The sequence below is a fragment of the Brucella sp. 22210 genome (genome assembly GCF_052045675.1).
In the GTDB taxonomy this organism is placed as follows: Bacteria; Pseudomonadota; Alphaproteobacteria; order Rhizobiales; family Rhizobiaceae; genus Brucella.
Window position 1 is genome coordinate 24,987 of sequence record NZ_JBQEPD010000027.1, and the last position, 19,023, is coordinate 44,009.

Here is a 19,023-nt window from a genome sequence, read left to right on the forward strand (position 1 = left end):
CTTATTTCTTCACTGCGATGTTAGTGATATCCGCCTGAACAGCCAGCGAAGACCATGCCCAGTGGGTAATGCGGTCTGAGGTGATGGCGATCTTGCGCTTTTCAAACAGCGGGATCCACGGAATGTCGGCAGAGACGATCTTGTCAGCCTTGGCCCAGATCGGACCGGGGTCATCCGAAGGGAATGCCTCAGCGGCCAGCTTGTTCAGCTCGGCATTGCTGTAGCAAATAGAGTTGACATTGCCGGTGCCGCAAGGTGCAGCATCCGAGTTGAGCCAGCCTCCCAGAAGCATGCGGGTGCTTGGACCCTGCCAGTCTGGCGCGAACTGTCCACCAAGCGAAATATCCCATCTGCTCTTGGCGTCTTGAATGAAGGCATACCACTGGGTTGGCGGAACCGGGATCAGGTTAAGCTCGATACCGGCGGCAGCGACATCTTCCTTCACCGCAACGGCAATTGCCTCAAACTGGGCGGTGGTGCGGTAGATTGCATCAAACTTCACGCCATTGGGGTAACCGGCCTTTGCCAGCAACTCCTTGGCCTTCGCCGCGTCACCCTTGTTGCCTTCGGTCGGGTACGGATCAAACGCCTCGTGACCGAGAATGGTCGAGGTGATGATCTGCGACAGCGGCACGGCGGCAATCGGGCCACCCTGTACCTGCACCAGATGGGCGCGGTTGACGGCATAGGTCAGAGCCTGGCGCACTTCCAGCTTTCTCAGCGCGTTGGCGCCGTCGCTCTGGGCTTCCGGGCGAGCGTTGAAGGTGATGAAGTTGGCCGCACCACTGTTGGACGAATGCAGCTGTTCCGCCTTCTGGGTCTGGAAACGTCTGATTGCGGTTCTTGGCGGTGTGTCGAGATAAAGCGACAGATCCGCCTCACCCGCTTCGATCTTCTGGACGATGCTGTCTTCGCTGTTGGCGGTAAAATCAACGATGATCTCATCGACATAGGCTTTGCGGGCTTCGTCGCTTTCGGCCTTGAAGCCCTTGGCCTTTTTCAGCACCAGCTTCTGGCCATCCTGATAGCTATCCACGTAATAAGGACCGCTGGAGGGGAAGTTCTTGCGGAACTCCGCAGAGTCAGGGAAATATTTCGACGCGACTTCCGGCGGCAGCGGCGACACGAAGTTCATCGAGAGAATGTTGAGGAAGTCGTAGTTTTTTGAATCCGACCTGATCACGAGTGTCTTGTCATCAGGGGCGCTGACGCCAGAGATTTCGTGGGAATCGATGAATGCCTTGGTTGCGGCAAGATCACCTGGTGGAACCTTGGCAAACTCCTCGCAATAGGCCTTGAAGCCTGATATCGCCAGATTGAAGTAGTTGATGGCTGCGACCTGCTTGTTCGGGTCGCAGAAGCGCTTGATATTATATACGAAATCGCCTGCTACAATCTTGCGATCGATGGGGCCGGAAAAGAACACATCGTCTTTCAGATGAAAGGTGTAGGTCTTGCCTTCATCCGACACGTCCCAGGACTTGGCAAGGTCAGGCACCAGCTTGGTATCGTCCTTGATATCGGTGAATGCGCCAGGATAGGTGACCAGCTGGCGGGTGACTGCCCGCAGGATCTCCCAGGAATCGGTGCTGTAACCCGTCAGCGGATCAAAGGCATCGAGATCTGCCTGCAGGGAAGCAATGCGCAGCGTACCGCCATATTGCGGCTCACCTGCCAGCGCCTCTCCCCCAAGCGAAACGATAATGGCAAGGCTCGATGCAACACGTCCCAGTGCTGAGCAGTGAGAATAAGATTTCATTGGAACAACCTTAATTGATAATGTCTATAATATTTATAGATTTCGAAAATTCTGCGAGTGTCGCAAAGTTCCAAACTCCGCGCGTTCGGGAAAATATCTGTCCGCCTCACACACCGTATGGGGAATACGCTTCCGCTAACTTTTGTTCGCTCTTGCTCACAAGCGGCGCTGCGCAATCATGCCTTCACCACTTAACGATAGAAGAATTTCATTTTTCGGCCCAAATTTAGAACAGAAGCAGCGCACCTTTGATCCCTTTTTCGATCATATCTACTAAAACTATAGAATTGAGGATCAAGAGATGTTTGCTCGCGACTGGAGATCATTTGCGCTTGGATTAACTGGAGCGATTGTCGGCTTGGCCTTCGCGTCCACGGCTTTTTCGGCGGAGACCGGAGGCACACTGAACCTGATTGTCCAGCCGGAGCCCATCTCGCTCAATCCCGGCATCAACCGCTTGGGTCCGGCGACCTTTGTTGGCAACAAGATCTACGATTCGCTGCTTGGTTATTCCGCCAGGGACATCAAACCTATTCCGCGGCTGGCGGAAAGCTGGGAGATTTCCGCCGATGGCAAGACCTATACGTTCAAGCTGCGCCCCGGCGTTACCTGGCATGATGGCGAGCCTTTCACGTCAAAGGATGTTGCCTTCAGCATCGGCGACTTCCTGCCGATCCAGCACGCACGTTCAAAAGACCTCAGCGCGCAGATCGACCACATCGAAACGCCTGATGATCTGACCGTTGTCTTTACGCTGAAGGCGCCCTACCCGGCCTTCCTGTGGTCGCTCAATGTGGCGATCGTCCCGGCCCATAAATATGTCGGCGTAACCGATCTGCGCGCCGCACCTGCCAATTCGGAATTTATCGGCACCGGTCCGTTCAAGTTCTCGGAGTGGAAAAAGGGCAGCATCATCCGTCTGGTTCGTAACGACAAATATTGGGATGCGGGCAAACCCTATCTCGATGAAATTGATTTCCAGATCGTGCCGGATGCGAACTCCCGCTCGATTGCCTTCGAAACTGGACAGGTCGACGTGCTGCGCTCCGGTGATGTCGAGAATTTCGACATTCCGCGCCTTTCTGCACTTGAGGGTGTTGCGGTCAATGAAGGTGGTTGGGAGTTCCTGCAGCCGATCGGTTATGTGCATATCAACAACCGCAATCCGGTTCTCGCCAACCGGACGGTCCGTCAGGCCATCACCCAGGCGATTGACCGCGACTTCATCATCAACACGATCTTTGCTGGTTATGGCAAACCGATCAACGGCCCCTTCTCCAGCCTGTCGGCTTACAAGGATGCAAGCGTCGAGACGACTTACCCCTCTGATCCGGAAAAGGCCGCAGCCCTGCTGGACGAGGCCGGTTACAAGGTGGGTGGCGATGGCACACGTTTCACGCTGAAGCTGGTGCCTCTGCCCTATGGTGAATTGTGGTCGCGGCAGGCGGAATATTTGCGTGAGGCGCTGGGTGCGGTTGGTATCAAGGTTGAAATCCAGTCAGTTGACGTTGCCGGCTGGTTCAAACGCCTGACCACCTTCGATTATGATATTGCCCAGAACTTCGTCTACACCACGGCCGATCCGGGCATTGGCATTTCCTACGGTTACACGACCGTCAAGGGCGACAATGCCGGCAGCACCGGCGGCAACATCAACGGGTATTCCAACCCGGTGGTGGATACCCTGCTCGATCAGGGTGCGCATGAGCAGGACGATGCCAAGCGCAAGCAGATCTATTCCCAGGTTCAGAAAATCCTGTCGCATGAAGTGCCGATGGTATGGACCCATGACATCGTTTTTCCGACGCTCTACCGCGACAAGGTTCAGGACCTGATCACCACGGCGCTCGGCACCGATGACAATTTTGCGAATGTCTGGCTGAAGAAGTGATGGCAGCGAGGCAAAACACGACGCAGGGGGGCCGGGCTGCCGTAACCGTCTATGCGATTGGGTTGCGGCTTTCCAAGGCTCTGCTGACCCTGCTTTTTGTGGTCGTTGGCAGTTTCCTGCTGCTGCGTCTGGCGCCGGGTGATCCGGCGCTTATTCTGGCCGGAGATCAGGGCGGCAGTGACCCCGCCTTTGTCGAAGACCTGCGCCGCCATCTCGGGCTGGATGGGTCGGTCTATCTGCAAATGTGGAGATATCTGCAGAGTGTCGCGACCTTCGATTTTGGACTGTCCTACCGCGACCAGCGGCCGGTGATCGACATTGTGCTGGAGAAGGTTCCGGCAACACTTGTGCTGACGATCAGCGGTTTTCTGTTCTCGATCGTTCTCGGCGTGACGCTGGGTGCGCTTGCAGCCCGAAAGCCGGGTTCAGCACTGGATGGCATCATCACCACCATTTCGGTGGCATTTTTTGCCATGCCGATGTTCTGGGTTGGCCTCGTCTTCATCATCATCTTTGCCGTCAAACTCGGCTGGTTGCCCTCCTATGGTATGGAAACAGCCTCCATCGCCTCGCAAGGCGGGTGGCCGGCCTTTGTCAACCGTCTGGCCCATATGGCGCTGCCGGTGCTGACGCTTGGGCTTTTCCATATGTCGATCCATGCAAGGGTATCGCGCACCGCACTTCTTCAGGTGTCCGGCATGGATTTCATTCGCACGGCGCGCGCCAAGGGCCTCTCGCCTTGGCGGATCTGGCGCGACCATCTGCTGCGCAATGCCCTGTTGCCGACCATCACCATTGCCGGCTTGCAGGCCGGCCAGTTGATTGGCGGTTCGATCCTTGTCGAGACGGTGTTTGCCTGGCCGGGCATTGGCAGGTTGGCGTTCAACGCGCTTACCACCCGTGACTATAACGTGCTTCTTGCCGTATTCATCGTTTCGTCCTTCGGGGTGATCCTTGCCAATCTTATTGCTGATGCCGCCTATCGGCTGATCGATCCGCGCCTTGAGCGGGAGGGAACGGTATGATCAGCTGGCCAAACCATCCCCTGCTCCGACCACCTGTGATCTTTGGATTTGCGGTGCTGGCCGCACTGGCAATTCTGGTGATCTTTGCCGATCTGATCTATCCCGGCGATCCATGGCGTATGGTGGCGCGGCCAAACCTGCCGCCCCTCTCGCCTGGCTTTCCCGCTGGTACCGATATGCTGGGGCGTGACCTGACCGCCGGTCTCGTGCATGGCAGCCGGGCAACGCTGGCGGTAGCCGTCAGTGTCGTTGCATTTGCCGTCAGCCTCGGTGTCGTGCTCGGGCTGCTGGCCGGTTACTTTGGCGAGATCGTTGACGAGTTGATCATTCGCATCACCGAGTTTTTCCAGACAATCCCCGGTTTCCTGCTGACGATCATGATCGTTGCCATTCTCTCGCCCACCCGCTGGACCGTCGTGTTTGCAATCGCTTTGATCTCATGGCCGCCCATCGTGCGGATCGTGCGGGCAGAAGTGCTATCGCTGCGGCGTCTCGACTGGGTGCGCGCTGCGCGGATCAGTGGCCTGTCGCATCTCCGCATTGCCCTTTTGCATGTGTTGCCCAATGTGCTGCCGCAGGTGATGGTGCAGGCCTCGCTGCTGATTGCGGGTGCTGTGATGATTGAATCCGGCATCAGCTTTCTTGGCCTTGGCAGTCGCGACTCCGTGTCCTGGGGGTTCCTGCTCGCGTCCGGCAGAACCTCGTTCAGCGTCAACTGGTGGCTGTCGACCCTGCCGGGGCTGGCAATTTTCTTGACTGTGCTCGCCTTCAATCTGGTTGGTGATGGGCTGGAACGCTGGCTGGACCCCAAACATGCCGGGAGGCATCAGCCTTGAGCCAGAAACGCACCCCACTTGTTGCCATAGACAGGCTCGACATTGCCCTTCCCAAAGGGGCTGATCGATCTCTTGCTGTGTCCAACGCCACGGTGTCGATCAAACGCGGCGAAGTGCTGTGCATCGTCGGCGAAAGCGGTTCCGGCAAATCAGTGCTTGCGTCAGCCATTGCCGGTCTGCTGCCAGGCAACATATTGAAGGTTACCGGCGGTGCTCTGTCCTTTGACGGCCAGGATGTTCTCTCTCTCAATGAGGTACAGCTGCGCAGACTGCGTGGTACGCGCATTGGCTATATTTTTCAAGAGCCGATGACTGCCCTCAACCCGCTGTTGACGGTTGGTCGGCAGGTGACGGAAACGCTTGAGGCGCACGGTTTTCCTGCACCTAAGGACAAGATCGCTGCACTGTTTGCCGCCATGAAGCTGCCGGAGCCGGACACGATCGGCCAGCGCTATCCGCATGAACTGTCTGGCGGGCAGCGGCAGCGCGTGGCGATTGCCATGGCCATTGCCTGCGAACCGGAACTGCTGATTGCCGATGAACCGACCACGGCGCTGGATGTCACAACCCAGTCGGAAATTCTCAAACTGATCCTTGATCTGCGCGAAAAACGCGGCCTTGCCGTGCTGTTTATCACCCATGACTTTGGTGTGGTTGCCGACATTGCCGACCGTATCGTGGTCATGCAGAACGGCGAAATCGTTGAGACTGGCACCGCCCCTGATCTGCTGGCGCGGCCGCAGCACCCCTATACACGCCGCTTGCTGGCAGCCGTGCCCGACCTTGATGACAACAGACATCGCCCACCGGTCGGTGGTGCCGTTCTACTGCAGCTTGACGGCATCCGCAAAACCCATGCCGCCTCCCGCCGTCTGCTCAGCAAAACACGGGAACCGGTGGCAGCGCTTGGTGGCGTAGACCTGCTGCTGCGGCAGGGTGAAACGCTTGCTTTGGTCGGCGAAAGCGGTTCGGGCAAATCAACGCTCGGTCAAGTCATTACTGGGCTGATTGAACGGGATGCCGGCACCTTCCGCTTTGCCGGAGATGACATTGAAAACGCCAAGGACCTGTTTACCCGCGAGCGACGCCCGCTGGTGCAGATGGTGTTCCAGGACCCGCAATCCTCTCTCAATCCGCGCCACAGCATACGTCGCATCCTGACCGAGGCTGCCCGGCATTTCGGCGTCAGTAGGGATGAGGCAGAGGCGCGCATGAACGAGCTTTTGCGCCGGGTGGGCATTGATTTGAGCGCCGCCGACCGCAAACCGCACGCCTTCTCGGGCGGCCAACGACAGCGTATCGCGCTGGCGCGTGCGCTGATGTTGCAGCCCAGATTACTGGTGGCCGATGAGCCGGTTTCGGCACTGGATGTTTCGGTGCAGACGCAGGTTCTGACACTACTGACCGAGCTGCAAAAGGACTTTGGCCTAGCGATGTTGTTCATCACCCATGACATCAGGGTCGCCGTGTCGATTGCCGACCGGATTGCGGTGATGCAACGCGGTCAGATTGTCGAGGTTGCCCCCGCCGATGCGCTTATTCGCGCACCAAAATCAGACTATGCCCGCACCCTCATCGCCTCCGTACCTGGCCGGCGCGATGAGGCAGTCCACCGGGTTCCTTCCTTCACACAACGAGACTTCGCATGAAACACAACAGCTTTTCTTCACGACAGAAGCGGCCTTCATCCGTCGTTTCGGAGATCCGGTCATGAGTGGCAAAATTCATCTGCACTGGTATCTGCCAACCAATGGTGACAGTCGCGGCCTGACCGGTTCCGGCAATGACAGCCACCTGATCGATTTTGCCGGCGGTTACCGTGCGCCTACCCTCGCCTATCTTGGCGAGGTCGCACGCGCGGCCGAAGCGCAGCCCTTTCACGCCGTGCTGACCCCAACCGGTTCATGGTGCGAAGACGCATGGATTGCCACGGCGGCCCTTTCGGCCGAGACAAAACGGCTGAAATTTCTGGTTGCCTTTCGTCCGGGTCTGATTTCGCCAACCCTTGTTGCGCATCAGGCTGCCACCTTTCAGCGGGTGACGCAGGGTCGTTTGCTGCTCAACGTGGTGACCGGTGGTGATCGGTTTGAACAGGCACGGTTTGGCGACCACCTTGATCATGACGCCCGTTATGAGCGGACTGCAGAATTCATTCAGGTGCTGCGCGGCGTCTCCGATGAAAACGCGAAAAAACCGTTTTCCTTCAACGGCAAACATTACGACATACGCGAAGCGCGCATCAATGCTGCCCCTTACGGCCTGCCGCAGATCTTCTTTGGTGGTGCAAGTGGCGCGGCAACCGAGGTCGCCACATCGTATTCCGATGTCTATCTGGTCTGGGGGCGCCAGCCTGAGTTGGAAGCCGAGAACATCAAGAAGCTGATAGCACAGGCGGCGGCCAAAGGTCGTGACCTGAAATTTGGTATTCGCCTGCATGTGATTTCCCGCGAGACCGAGGATGAGGCATGGGCGGTCGCCGACAAGCTACTCGGTTGGGTTTCCCCTGATCAGGTGGCAAACGCCAAAATCCTTGCAGCAAAATCGGAATCGGTTGGCCAAAGTCATATGACGGCGCTGCATGCCGAACGGGATGGACCGCCAAAATCAGCCCGTGAACTGCAAATCCATCCCGGTGTGTGGTCGGGTTACGGTCTCGTGCGCGGTGGTGCGGGAACCGCGCTCGTCGGCAGCCATGAGCAGGTGGCAGACCTGGTCGAGACCTACCACAAGGCAGGGTTTGATCATTTCATCTTCTCCGGCCAGCCGCATCTGGAAGAGGCCTGGCATTTCGGTGAAGGCGCTGCCGCCCGCCTGAAAGCCCGTGGTCTGCTGGCCCCGATGTAGTGATGTAGAGACAGGTGTCCTGCCCTGACAGGACACCAAAGACGGCTGCCCATTTATAATGCGGGGCGCGTGCCTTGCTGCTTTCAATTTTCGGGATACTCCACATGACTGAACAGACCCGCCCCATATTGGTTCGCGCCCTTACCAGCACGCAAGAAAAGCGACAGGCCTTTGCCCAGTTTCGTCAGGCCATGCTTGGCATTGGAGACATCGGTCACGCCGATGCGAAGGCCGAAACCGACTATCTGGAGAGCGGTTCGCCGCTCGGTGGATTTATCAACGGTGAACTGCAGGGTGTGGTCAATGGTTATGACGGTTCTGTTGCCCTACCCGGCGGCAATTACGTCAGTCACCTCGCAGTGACGCACGTTGGTGTCGCCCCGACCCAGATCCGCAACGGTATTGCCCGCGCGCTGCTGAGCGAGCAATTGAGACGCGCTCATGCGCAAGGTTATGTTGTCGCGGGGTTGCGTGCATCCGACGCTCGCATCTATGGACGCTACGGATACGGAATCGCGTCTTGGTCTGTTCGGCAGGAAGTTGACCTTTCCAATGGTGGACGGCCAAAACTTGAACGGCGTAGTGATTTACGTATTGTCGATGCAGTTGAGAGCTTTGAATTGTTCCAGAGAATTGCCAAAGCGATTCCGAAACCACGGGCAGCAACCTTGTCACGCTGGAACGCATGGTGGAGAATACAGGAGTTACGTACCAGAAAGGCATCCGCACCTCACCATGCGGCGGTGGTTGGGTCTGAGGGCGCCGAACGGGGATATATAAGGTTTCATATTCAATCATCGGAGAACTGGTTTACTTCCACTCAAAGAACAGCAATTGTCGATGATATGGTGGCTCACGACGACGACGCCTGGCGCGCACTAATCGGCCACTTATTTTCCCAGGATATCCTTCACAAGGTTATTCTGCCGTCACGACCGGTTGACGATCCGCTACCTTTGTTTGTCGAGAATCTGCGGGCTGTGCAAACGTCGGAACTCCGCGATGAGAGCTGGATAAGACCGCTGGACTTGCACAAATTCCTAAACGCTCGTAGCTATAACGCTACTCAAGATGTGGTTCTGCGGATTGAAGACCAACAGATCTCCGAGAATAATGGCGTGTGGACGATCAATGGAGAGGGGGTAAGGCAAAATGGCGAAGACCCGTCAATCACGTTGGGAGTGGACGCAGTATCCGAACTCGTTTTCGGGGCGAACTCTGCATTGTCACTGGCGGCAACTGGTCGTATAAAGGGCGCTCAACGGGCAATCGAAGCGCTCGACCGCGCCGTTGCAACTCATTTAAAGCCCCATGCTGGTATTTCATTTTAAGAGAGGTATCTGCACTCCGCGTGACAGGGGCAGAGTGTGAGAAGTTTTTCAGACGGCGTCACACGCAGACTCATACCAAGCTGAGCGAAATGTCAATTCGCGAGGAACCATGAGCATCAGCTATGTGAGATACAGAGAGCGACACCCTGACCAGCTGAATAAACCGCCTGGATCTCTTGCTCCTTTGTTTCTCGGCACGTCCGTGAGCCTTGTAATCACTGCAGGTGGGTTGAATTTCCCCTTCTGTGTTTCTGCGTGGAATATTGGGTCCGATGCATATTTGATGACTGCTTCTTTGACATTGCGCCGATCAACCGTGCCTGAAGCTTCAGCTTGTTGATCTGTCCTTCGACGGCACCGTAACGTTAACTTTGATGTAAGTCTCAGCAGTTGATAAGAGGCATGCACGACAATCGCTCCTCGCTTTACCACCGCCACCGCTTTCCGCCTGAGATTATTGCCGAAGCAGTGTGGTTGTATTTCCGGTTTCCGCTAAGCTTTCGCATGGTCGAAGACATGCTGGCATGTTGATTTGCGGCACGAATTGAACCACTTTTCCATTTGTCCCGGATCCAGCTTCTTGAAGTTAAGTGTATGGGAATACACATTTTTCTGTCTTATTACGGGACGCGAGCGAAATGGAAAAGTGGTTCAGATAAAGGCGGAATTCAACATGCAGAATCAAAAAGAGAACAACCTGTCTTTCTATTTTATATAAAATTGATAGATTATATTTCCAACCGAGCGTCCGTCAGCTTCAAACATATAATCGAAGGGATATGTGCGAAATTGCAACCGCGGGCATGACGTGCCCCTGTTAAAATGGTCTGGGATTTTAATGGCCTGCCCGTACCGCCAAACCAAGCACCTCAATATTAACACTGGGGTAGGAGGCGTCGGCTTAATTGGAGACCAGACGCAGCTCTCTCCCCTAGGCCGTCTTCCATGCGCTGATCGACATGGCGATGCCTCGCTATGTTACGATGGCGTGGGAAGCTCTCGATGATCAGCGGCGGAGAGATGTTTGTAGTGAAGAAGGAAGAAATTGGCGATGGGCCATGGATTGAAACACGGTATTCAGCTGCTGGTGGATTTCGTCATTCTGGCCGGAAACACCGGCTATGCCAAGGCTTTGGAAACCGGCGCATGAAATTCGACGACGAGTACAAGGGTCTGGCTTCCTGTATTATCAGCGACTTTCCTCGGCATCAGCTGCGGCGAGCGCAATGAGATCGGTTGTGCCTCAGGGTTGTATTTTTGTTTTCTCACCTAAATACTAGTGGAAGCTATCGAGCACTTTAACACTTTTGATTTTATTTCAACGTTCGAAAGCTCGCGCCGGGATGATAGTCCGGCAAACGGCTGCCAGCACCGAAGAGCCGGTTGCGCAAACTGGTAGTCCCATAGGAGGTCTTGTAACAGCCACGTTCCTGCAGAACCGGCACAACCAGATCGACAAAATCTTCATAGCATTCCGGCGTCACAGTTCGGGCAAGATTAAAGCCGTCGATTTCACCTTCGTCGATCCAGCTTTCCAGTTCATCAGCGATGACGGATGCTGTACCGGCAATCAACGGATAACGCCCGCCGAGCGCAAGTTCGTTGAGAAGGTCGCGCTTGGTCCAGCGTTTCGTCTGCGCCAATTCGGTGGCCGACTGAATCGCATTCGATGTTCCATATTCGATTGCATCATCCAGATCGTATCGCGAGAAATCGATACCCGTGCTGGCCGAAAAATGCGCCAGTCCCGCTTCCGGACTGGCATAGCTCAAATATTCCCGGCGCTTTTCCTGCGCTTCGTGCTCGGTTCGTCCCGGAATGATGGAAATTCCGATGAATATCTTGACGTCGTCTGGTTTTCGGCCTTCTGCAACAACCGCCTCGCGTAACGCCCTTGCCGTCGTACGGGCAGCCGCCTTGTCCGTAGCCGTGATGAAAATGCATTCGGCGTGCCGGGCGGCAAACCGCCGACCGCGGCCGGACGTTCCTGCCTGATAAAGAACAGGGGTCCGCTGAACGGACGGTTCCGAGAGGTGATAGCCTTCAACCTGATAGAACGCTCCCTGATGATGGATCGGCCGGACTTTGGCAAAATCGGCATAGATGCGCGCAGCTTTGTCGACGCGAACGGCATCGTCTTCCCAGCTTCCCTCCCAGAGCTTATAGAGCACTTCCAGATAGTCCTCAGCCCTATCGTAGCGCGTGTCATGGGCGGTCAGCGCGCCCTGCCCTACAGCACGTGCGGCGCTGTCCAGATATCCGGTGACGATATTCCAACCTATGCGCCCATCGGTCAGCTGATCGAGCGTGGAAATGCGGCGTGCAAATGTGTAGGGCGGCTCTGCATTGGCGTTGACCGTGATGCCGAAGCCAAGATTTTCCGTTACTGCGGCCATGGCCGAGACCAGCAGCAACGGATCATTGACCGGAAGCTGGATCGACTCCTTCAAAGTCAGCTCAACCGATTTCTGATAGACGTCATAGACACCGATAATGTCGGCGATAAAAATTCCGTCGAATAATCCGCGTTCGAGCGTCTTTGCGAGCGACGTCCAGTAACTGATCTTCTTGTAGTCGGTTGACCTGTCACGCGGATGCGCCCACAGGCCATGATTGATGTGCCCCACGCTGTTCATATTGAAAGCGTTTAGAAGAATCTGCTTTTTCATTGCTGTTGTCACCAACCAGGACATCTTCGAATTAAATGCTCTGTCTATTTGTTCTTACACATGTCTTTACCTCAAAAGTCGGTTCTCGCTTTTGGGAGACATGCTCTAGATCGCGCCATGGCGCGGTGGACGCTTGCCATTCAGGTGAAAGTTTCCGACCGCCTGATATTTCCAGCGCACCGGATCATGAAGCGTATGTGTGCGGGCATTTCGCCAATAACGATCAAGATTGTCTTCCGACTGCGTTGAAGAAGTGCCCGAAAGCTCGAACAGCTTGTTGGCTGCCAGCAAACTCGCTTTGGTCGTGAGGATGCGAGCCTTGGCCACAGCAATCGAAGCGCGGGCAACACTGTCTTCATCCGGAGCCTGCTGCGCTTCATCCACCGAAGCAGCGGCGCGCTCCACTAGGGCTTCGGCTGCCCGCAGCCGCACGCGAACATGGCCGATCTGGTGCAACAGGAGCGGATCGTCGGAAGCTTTCTCGACATTCGCATCCAGCCATGGGCGTGATCGTTCGCGAACAAAACGCAATGTTTCTTCAAATGCACCAAAGCCAATACCGAGATCGATTGCAGCGTGCATGATCTGGGCGTGGGGGCCGATGGTCGTCGTGCGATCGAACGAAGCCTTGAAAGGCACGATCCAGTCTGGCTCGACTTGCACATTCTCGAAAAGGACGGATCCGCTCCCCGTCACACGCTGCCCGAACCCGTCCCAGTCGTCGATAACCGATACGCCCGTTGCATTGCGCGGGATAAATGCGAGATAGCTCACATCTTCGCCGCCTTCTTCGACCAAGACCAGGGTGGGAATCCAGTGGGCGTAAATTGCGCCGGTGCAATAGAATTTCTCGCCGTGAACGTACCAACTCGTCCCATCACGAACCAGACGGGTACGGCGCTTGAAATCGCGCTTACCGATTTCGGCAAGAGCATTTCCAAAGCGATCGCCGGCCAGCACCCGCTCGAAGAAAAACCGTTTCTGCTCTTCCGAACCGCCGACGCGCAGCACTTCGAGCGCATAGAAATGGTTCTGTGGGATTTGTGCCAGCGAGCCGTCTGCCGCAGCAATGATCGCGATGATCCGCGCCAGGGTAACGGTGGAAACTTCGGCTCCGCCATAGGCCCGCGGCACGGTCACCCCCCAAAAGCCGCTGGCGCTATATGTTTCCAGTTCGCTCCAGGGCAGCAATCGCCCGGCATCACGCGCGCTCGCGGTGCGGGCAAATTGGACCGCCAATTGTCTGGCTGCGGTGATCGCCTCGCCATCGCTGGCTATCAAAGTGGGCCGTGCAGCGGCTTCGGGTGCTGCATGCGTGGCTGGTTGAGACCGTGCATTCATCGCTTCGTCCACCTTTATCAGTTCCATTGATGGCGTACCGGGAGGGCACCATTCAGATAATAATTTCCGAGAAGATGACATTTCCAGCGCACCGGATCGTGCAGTGTATGCACCCGCGCATTGCGCCAATGCCGGTCGAGCCCATGCGCTGCACGCGTGGCGCTCGATCCGGCAAGGTCGAAAAGCTTTTCACTGGCTTCGAGCGCGATTTCGGTCGTAAGGATTTTCGCCTCAGCCACGGCAACCGAGGCTTTTGCACTGGTTTCCGCAGTGACTGGCTGCACACTCAATGCGTCCAGAATACCGGCAGCATGATGCAGTAACGCCTGTGCTGCTTCCAGTTCCGTCTCCAGATGCCCGATTTCATGAATGATGGTCGGATCGTCCGCAGCTCTTTCTAGGCCCGAATCCATCCAGGGTCGCGCGCGGTCACGGACAAAAGCCATTGTTTCGTCGATGGCGGCACGCGCGATACCCGCGTCGATTGCCGCCTGAATAATCTGGGAAATCGGCCCCCATAGCCCCGGCTGATCGGCAGCGGGCCAGACGGGCACGACCTGTATCGGCTCTATCGGAACATCATCGAATTCCACCGTTCCACTCGCTGTCGTACGCTGACCGAAGGACGACCAGTCGTCAATGACAGTCAGTCCCGGGGCGTCGAAACGAGCCCACACCTGCACGGGGCGGCCTTCGTCATCGATAGCGCGCGTCGGAATCCAGTGTGCAAACAATGCGCCCGTCGAGTAAAATCGCTGTCCGGTGAGCCTTAATCCTCCAGGCTTGGCTGTTACACGTGTCGCGACATGGCTGATCGACTTGCGTCCCCGTTCGGGACCCGCATTACCGATCCGCTCTCCTTTAAGGACATCGGCATAGAAGCGCTGTTTTTGTTCTTCCGAACCGAGATCGCGCAAAAGCGCCAGCACGCCAAAATGGTTTTGCGGAATCTGCCCGAGCGAAGGATCTGCGGTGCAGAGAATTTCAAACACGCGAACCAGCGTTACGAAGGAAAGTTCGGGGCCGCCATAGGCTTTCGGCACGGTAATGGTTCCCAGGCCGCTTGCGCTATAGGCTTCGATTTCATCCCATGGCAGAACGCGGTGTTTATCGCGCAGGGCCGCATTCTTGCCAAAACGGCGTGCCAGCGTTTCGGCTGCGTCAATAGCCTCTTCGTCCGTTACAATCGGGCGCACCGCCGTTGCGGGCGAGGGGCGTCTGGTATGATTGGCGCGACGCTCCGCGACGATGCTCTTCCTGCCCATTCAATTCTCCTCGTTCATCTATCGATTACGCAATCGCTGCACCGCAAAGTCACCTGCGAACTGCACGATTGTGACCATGGCAATCAGCACTACGATAACGGCCAGCATGACGGTCGTATCGAACCGCTGATAGCCATAACGGATAGCCATGTCGCCCAGCCCGCCGGCTCCGACGGCGCCCGCCATCGCCGAAGCGCCGATCATGGTCACGACCGTTATGGTAAAACCGCCGACGATACCGGGAAGCGCTTCAGGAAGCAGCACATGACGCACGATGTGCCATTTGCGGCAGCCCATCGCTTGAGCAGCCTCGATCAGGCCCTTGTCCACTTCGCGCAGGCTGACTTCCGCGATACGCGCAAAGAATGGCGTCGCGCTGATCGACAGGGGAACAATGGCTGCCCACACGCCAATCGTGGTACCCGTCACAAGTCGGGTCAGCGGCAACAGCGCCACCAGAAGGACAATGAAAGGCGTGGCGCGAAATCCGTTGACGACAGCAGAAATGATCCGGTTCAACTTTGGCGCCTCGAAGAAGCCGCCGGGTGACGAAACAACCAGAAACACCGCGATGGGAATTCCGATCACAAGCGCGATCAATGCGGACACACCAACCATGTGCACCGTATCGATAAATGCCAGCCAGAGGCGGCTATACATTGCGGCGGACATAACCGAGTATCCTCACGCTGCCGACCTGCCCTCGCAGCGCGTCGATATTTTCATGAGCAACATCCCTCGCCGCGATCAGAAGCGTTCCATGGGCATGACCCTGGATGCGATCGATGGAACCGTGCAGCAGGCTGAGAGAGCCGCCGAGCACCGTTGCCAATTGCGAAAGGTCCGGACCGGCTCGTTCCCCGCCCGTATAGCGAATTTCCAGAACCGTCTCACCGCCCCTAACGGGCGAGGTCTCAAGATCAGCCGCGATATCGTCGGGCACGTCATGCTTCAGCGGTTGCAGCAAGGCGCGCGTAGCCGCATGTTGCGGTGCGCCGAAGACCTCCCAGACCGGTCCCTTCTCGGCAATGCGGCCATCTTCCAGAACAAGAACATTGTCGCAAATCTCGCGGATAACGCTCATTTCATGCGTGATGAGAACGACCGTTAATCCCAGCCTGCGATTGATATCCTTCAGCAGTTGCAGAATGGAAAGCGTTGTCTCCGGATCGAGTGCCGATGTTGCCTCGTCGCACAGCAAGATTTCGGGCTTGTGCACAAGCGCGCGAGCAATGCCGACGCGCTGTTTTTGCCCGCCGGAAAGACGAGACGGATAGACGTTATGCTTGCCCTCCAAACCGACCAGAGCCAGCACTTCGTCCACCCGTTCGTTGATTTGCGGTCTCGGCACCCCGGCGACTATCAGAGGAAGTGCCACGTTCTGCCAGACTGTCTTGGCGGACAAGAGATTGAAATGCTGGAAAATCATGCCGATACGGCGGCGCAACGCAACAAGTCCGTTTTCATCCAGACGCCCGATGTCCTGTCCATCGACGAGGACGCGGCCTTCTGTTGGCTCCTCCAGGCGATTGATCGTTCGAAGCAGGCTGGATTTTCCTGCCCCGCTTCGACCGATTATGCCGAATATGCCACCGGCCGGGATCGCAAGATCAATTGCTTCAAGTGCATTCACCGAACCCACGGACGAGACGTAGGTTTTGCTCAGGCGTTCGAAAGTGACCGAACCGGCGCGGATCGCAGGAGCGACGGCCGATGTCGCCCCCTCTATTGCTGCGGAACGTATCGGCTTTGCCGCCGTTCCGAAAACCTCTCCGCTCAGTGCTGCCATGAGAGCGTGTAGAGTTTGCCGTTGGAATGGTAGGCCTTGTCGGCAGCCTGACGGACAGCATCCGAATGCTGATAAAGCTCTACCAATTTCTTGAGCGTCGGGTCGTCCTTGCGATCTTCCTTGACCACGAACAAAATCGCAAAACGACGGTCATCGATGCCCGAATAGAGCAGTCCTGAACCTGGATCGAACAGGCCGGAAGCGGCAATGAAATGCGGATAACCGAGCGCCAGATCGACATCGCCGGTTACTCGCGCCAATTGTGGACCCTCAACCTCGGTGAAGGTGAGGTTTTTCGGGTTGTCGACAATATCGTCAAGCGTGCCCTGAAAGCCGACGCCTTCCCGCAGCTTGATCAGACCGGCCTTCTCGATCAACAGCAGGCCGCGCCCCTGATTGACCGGGTCATTGGCAATCGCGACTTTTCCATTTTCCGGTATCTCATCGAAGCTTTTGTGCTTGAGCGAATAAAGTCCGATATTGGCAAGAATGCCCGTTCCAACGTCACTCAGCTTGTAGCCACGGTCCTTGATCGCATTATCGAGAAACGGACGATGCTGGAAATAATTGACATCGATATCCCCGGCATCCAGCGCAACATTCGGCGTGGTCCAGTCGGTGAATTCGACAGGCTGGATTTCAATACCGGCTGCTTTCGCTTCGGGTATAAGCGCCTCGACCGTTTCGGCGTAAGCCCCCGGCACAACCCCTATCTTCACCGTTTCGGCATGCGCCGCAGCCGTAACCGATAATGCAAGTGTCGCAATGACACTGAAAGTCGCTAATTTCATCGTAATCCCCTCGTCGAAGTGGCGATTTCGGACAGCGGTTGCAACCTCTGCTTCCGTTGATCGTCACACGGCCCTTAATAGCTTCGCCGAGCAGATTTTCAGGCCTAAACTCGCGCTTGATGGAAGGTTAATCGATATTTTCTATAAAAAAAGTATTCTATTTTCAAACTTGCGCTCAGTGAAGAAAATCCATTCCGAAAATGCAAGCTAACGAAACATTGGGTACAACAAGGAAGAAACGAAACGGTTATCCCGACAAGGACAGAAAAGCTCGTGCCGGTTCCGCTTACGGGAAACAGCACGTACAATCTAAATGGAGCACTGAACTTGCTGATAGAAAATCTCCATTTCGGCGAGAAACCGGCCAAAAGAAATTAAATCTAAAATTTCTGACACCGCGTAGCGACGCATTTCTTTATGACGCCCCGCCTCTCTGCAACGATAAGATATGGATGATATCAAGGTCATATATCTTATTATCGCTGCGCAGCCGTTTTTGTGCTGGGCGCTGATCCTGTGGGTAATTTCCTTACCTCAGACAGCAAAGCGATCGGGGGACAACAGAGGTCTGCTGGTGCCGAACAATGAATGTCCGATCGAGGTTATCGCCAATCCATACGGATTGGTTTTTCCCCTCGTCTTAGTAGAACCTGCCCGCAGTCAACCATACGTCTCCGGTAATAACTAGCGCTAGTGGACTAGAACTATCAATAAACCGACTGCAGCAATTGTGACGAAGCCGAAGCAGGGATATTGGGTCTTGTCGTATCGGGCTGCGACCAGCCGCCAGTTTTTAGCTTATGGCAGTGTTTTTTCTTTAATTGGGCAACACATTGGGCCCATGGGCGACCTGATCCATCCGGAAATTCTGAGCGACATTTACGATATGGATATCGCAGTCGAGATCATCGGCGGGAAGCGCATCGGGGTCTATTACCTGTAAATAGACTATCTATTCGCTCGATTTCGTGCAAAAGCATGCGCAACCAGCCATTGGCGACTATCCGTGGAGTGTTCATGCTGACGAAGAAGGGCAAATATGGTTTGAAAGCACTGGCGCATCTTGCCTTGCTTGAACCCGGCGAAAGCGCTTTCGTCGCCGAGATTGCTTCCAAGAATAATATCTCCAAGAAATTTCTCGACGCCATTCTTCTGGAACTGCGCAACGATGGCATCCTGCGCTCCAAGAAAGGCCCCGGCGGCGGCTATAGCCTTTCCAAACCGGCAGCCGATGTCACGATAGGCCAGGTGGTCCGCGTTCTCGACGGACCGCTTGCACCCATCCGCTGCGCAAGCCGAATGGCCTATCAGCCCTGCGAAGATTGCGAAGATCACCGCGCCTGTCAGGTGCGCCGGTCAATGCTGCTCGTGCGCGAAGCCATTGCTGGCGTTCTCGATTCCATGACGCTGGAACAATTCGCCCGCAACGGTGGCCTCGAAGACGACAGCACCGCGCCAGAATGGGCCAAGTTAAGCGCCTGA

14 protein-coding genes and 2 pseudogenes are annotated in these 19,023 nt (G+C 56.1%); 9 read left to right on the forward strand and 7 right to left on the reverse strand.

Annotated elements, in window-relative coordinates; translation table 11 throughout:
• Position 1 precedes the first annotated feature (1 nt).
• Complete coding sequence (locus ACTJKP_RS21895) at positions 2-1,759, reverse strand: ABC transporter substrate-binding protein (RefSeq protein ID WP_404573386.1); 1,758 nt, start codon at positions 1,757-1,759, stop codon at positions 2-4.
• Positions 1,760-2,117: 358 nt separating this feature from the next.
• On the opposite strand from ACTJKP_RS21895, the gene ACTJKP_RS21900 reads away from it, so the two are divergent.
• The 7 genes and pseudogenes from ACTJKP_RS21900 to ACTJKP_RS21930 form a co-directional block, all read left to right on the forward strand.
• Positions 2,118-3,650, forward strand: coding sequence for an ABC transporter substrate-binding protein (locus tag ACTJKP_RS21900; RefSeq protein WP_440632156.1), 1,533 nt, complete (start codon positions 2,118-2,120; stop codon positions 3,648-3,650).
• Entirely contained in the window at positions 3,650-4,675 is a 1,026-nt protein-coding gene (locus tag ACTJKP_RS21905; protein ID WP_440632157.1) for an ABC transporter permease, read from the forward strand. Before ACTJKP_RS21900 ends, ACTJKP_RS21905 begins: the two co-directional genes overlap by 1 nt.
• Positions 4,672-5,511, forward strand: coding sequence for an ABC transporter permease (locus ACTJKP_RS21910; RefSeq protein ID WP_440632158.1), 840 nt, complete (start codon positions 4,672-4,674; stop codon positions 5,509-5,511). The genes ACTJKP_RS21905 and ACTJKP_RS21910 overlap by 4 nt, the downstream gene beginning before the upstream one ends.
• Entirely contained in the window at positions 5,508-7,160 is a 1,653-nt protein-coding gene (locus tag ACTJKP_RS21915; protein ID WP_440632159.1) for a dipeptide ABC transporter ATP-binding protein, read from the forward strand. Before ACTJKP_RS21910 ends, ACTJKP_RS21915 begins: the two co-directional genes overlap by 4 nt.
• Positions 7,161-7,221: 61 nt before the next feature.
• Positions 7,222-8,355 (forward strand): LLM class flavin-dependent oxidoreductase, encoded by a 1,134-nt coding sequence (locus ACTJKP_RS21920; RefSeq protein WP_440632160.1) that lies wholly within the window; start codon positions 7,222-7,224, stop codon positions 8,353-8,355.
• Between the two features lie 104 nt (positions 8,356-8,459).
• Entirely contained in the window at positions 8,460-9,686 is a 1,227-nt protein-coding gene (locus ACTJKP_RS21925) for a GNAT family N-acetyltransferase (protein ID WP_440632161.1), read from the forward strand.
• 402 nt (positions 9,687-10,088) lie between these two features.
• A pseudogene (locus ACTJKP_RS21930) lies at positions 10,089-10,211 on the forward strand (IS6 family transposase); the annotation flags it as partial.
• A 788-nt stretch (positions 10,212-10,999) separates the two neighbouring features.
• Here the strand turns inward: ACTJKP_RS21930 and ACTJKP_RS21935 are convergent.
• From ACTJKP_RS21935 to ACTJKP_RS21960, 6 genes are all read right to left on the reverse strand, one after another.
• Positions 11,000-12,355 carry an LLM class flavin-dependent oxidoreductase gene (locus tag ACTJKP_RS21935; protein ID WP_440632162.1) on the reverse strand — a complete coding sequence of 452 codons (1,356 nt, stop codon included), beginning with the start codon at positions 12,353-12,355 and terminating at the stop codon, positions 11,000-11,002.
• A gap of 105 nt (positions 12,356-12,460) precedes the next feature.
• Positions 12,461-13,723 (reverse strand): SfnB family sulfur acquisition oxidoreductase, encoded by a 1,263-nt coding sequence (locus ACTJKP_RS21940; protein WP_440632163.1) that lies wholly within the window; start codon positions 13,721-13,723, stop codon positions 12,461-12,463.
• Positions 13,714-14,961: an SfnB family sulfur acquisition oxidoreductase gene (locus tag ACTJKP_RS21945; protein WP_440632164.1), complete on the reverse strand. Its 1,248-nt coding sequence runs from the start codon at positions 14,959-14,961 to the stop codon at positions 13,714-13,716. Before ACTJKP_RS21945 ends, ACTJKP_RS21940 begins: the two co-directional genes overlap by 10 nt.
• Before the next feature lie 18 nt (positions 14,962-14,979).
• On the reverse strand, positions 14,980-15,633 hold the full coding sequence (locus tag ACTJKP_RS21950) for a methionine ABC transporter permease (RefSeq protein ID WP_199057988.1): 654 nt from the start codon (positions 15,631-15,633) through the stop codon (positions 14,980-14,982).
• Positions 15,614-16,750, reverse strand: coding sequence for a methionine ABC transporter ATP-binding protein (locus ACTJKP_RS21955; RefSeq protein WP_440632165.1), 1,137 nt, complete (start codon positions 16,748-16,750; stop codon positions 15,614-15,616). Before ACTJKP_RS21955 ends, ACTJKP_RS21950 begins: the two co-directional genes overlap by 20 nt.
• Positions 16,738-17,541: a MetQ/NlpA family ABC transporter substrate-binding protein gene (locus ACTJKP_RS21960; protein WP_440632166.1), complete on the reverse strand. Its 804-nt coding sequence runs from the start codon at positions 17,539-17,541 to the stop codon at positions 16,738-16,740. Before ACTJKP_RS21960 ends, ACTJKP_RS21955 begins: the two co-directional genes overlap by 13 nt.
• Positions 17,542-18,385: 844 nt before the next feature.
• Between ACTJKP_RS21960 and ACTJKP_RS21965 the strand changes: the two are divergent.
• Positions 18,386-18,484: pseudogene (locus ACTJKP_RS21965) on the forward strand (iron ABC transporter ATP-binding protein); the annotation flags it as partial.
• Between the two features lie 74 nt (positions 18,485-18,558).
• A complete protein-coding gene (locus ACTJKP_RS21970; protein WP_078338419.1) occupies positions 18,559-19,023 on the forward strand; it encodes an Rrf2 family transcriptional regulator in 465 nt (154 codons plus the stop codon).

Excerpts from the sequence above, each read along its gene's own strand:
- ACTJKP_RS21935 (WP_440632162.1), bottom strand. The coding sequence starts at position 12,355 with ATGAAAAAGCAGATTCTTCTAAACGCTTTCAATATGAACAGCGTGGGG.
- ACTJKP_RS21955 (WP_440632165.1), bottom strand. The coding sequence starts at position 16,750 with ATGGCAGCACTGAGCGGAGAGGTTTTCGGAACGGCGGCAAAGCCGATA.
- ACTJKP_RS21925 (WP_440632161.1), top strand. The coding sequence starts at position 8,460 with ATGACTGAACAGACCCGCCCCATATTGGTTCGCGCCCTTACCAGCACG.
- ACTJKP_RS21945 (WP_440632164.1), bottom strand. The coding sequence starts at position 14,961 with ATGGGCAGGAAGAGCATCGTCGCGGAGCGTCGCGCCAATCATACCAGA.
- ACTJKP_RS21910 (WP_440632158.1), top strand. The coding sequence starts at position 4,672 with ATGATCAGCTGGCCAAACCATCCCCTGCTCCGACCACCTGTGATCTTT.
- ACTJKP_RS21920 (WP_440632160.1), top strand. The coding sequence starts at position 7,222 with ATGAGTGGCAAAATTCATCTGCACTGGTATCTGCCAACCAATGGTGAC.
- ACTJKP_RS21940 (WP_440632163.1), bottom strand. The coding sequence starts at position 13,723 with ATGGAACTGATAAAGGTGGACGAAGCGATGAATGCACGGTCTCAACCA.
- ACTJKP_RS21950 (WP_199057988.1), bottom strand. The coding sequence starts at position 15,633 with ATGTCCGCCGCAATGTATAGCCGCCTCTGGCTGGCATTTATCGATACG.
- ACTJKP_RS21905 (WP_440632157.1), top strand. The coding sequence starts at position 3,650 with ATGGCAGCGAGGCAAAACACGACGCAGGGGGGCCGGGCTGCCGTAACC.
- ACTJKP_RS21960 (WP_440632166.1), bottom strand. The coding sequence starts at position 17,541 with ATGAAATTAGCGACTTTCAGTGTCATTGCGACACTTGCATTATCGGTT.
- ACTJKP_RS21895 (WP_404573386.1), bottom strand. The coding sequence starts at position 1,759 with ATGAAATCTTATTCTCACTGCTCAGCACTGGGACGTGTTGCATCGAGC.
- ACTJKP_RS21970 (WP_078338419.1), top strand. The coding sequence starts at position 18,559 with ATGCTGACGAAGAAGGGCAAATATGGTTTGAAAGCACTGGCGCATCTT.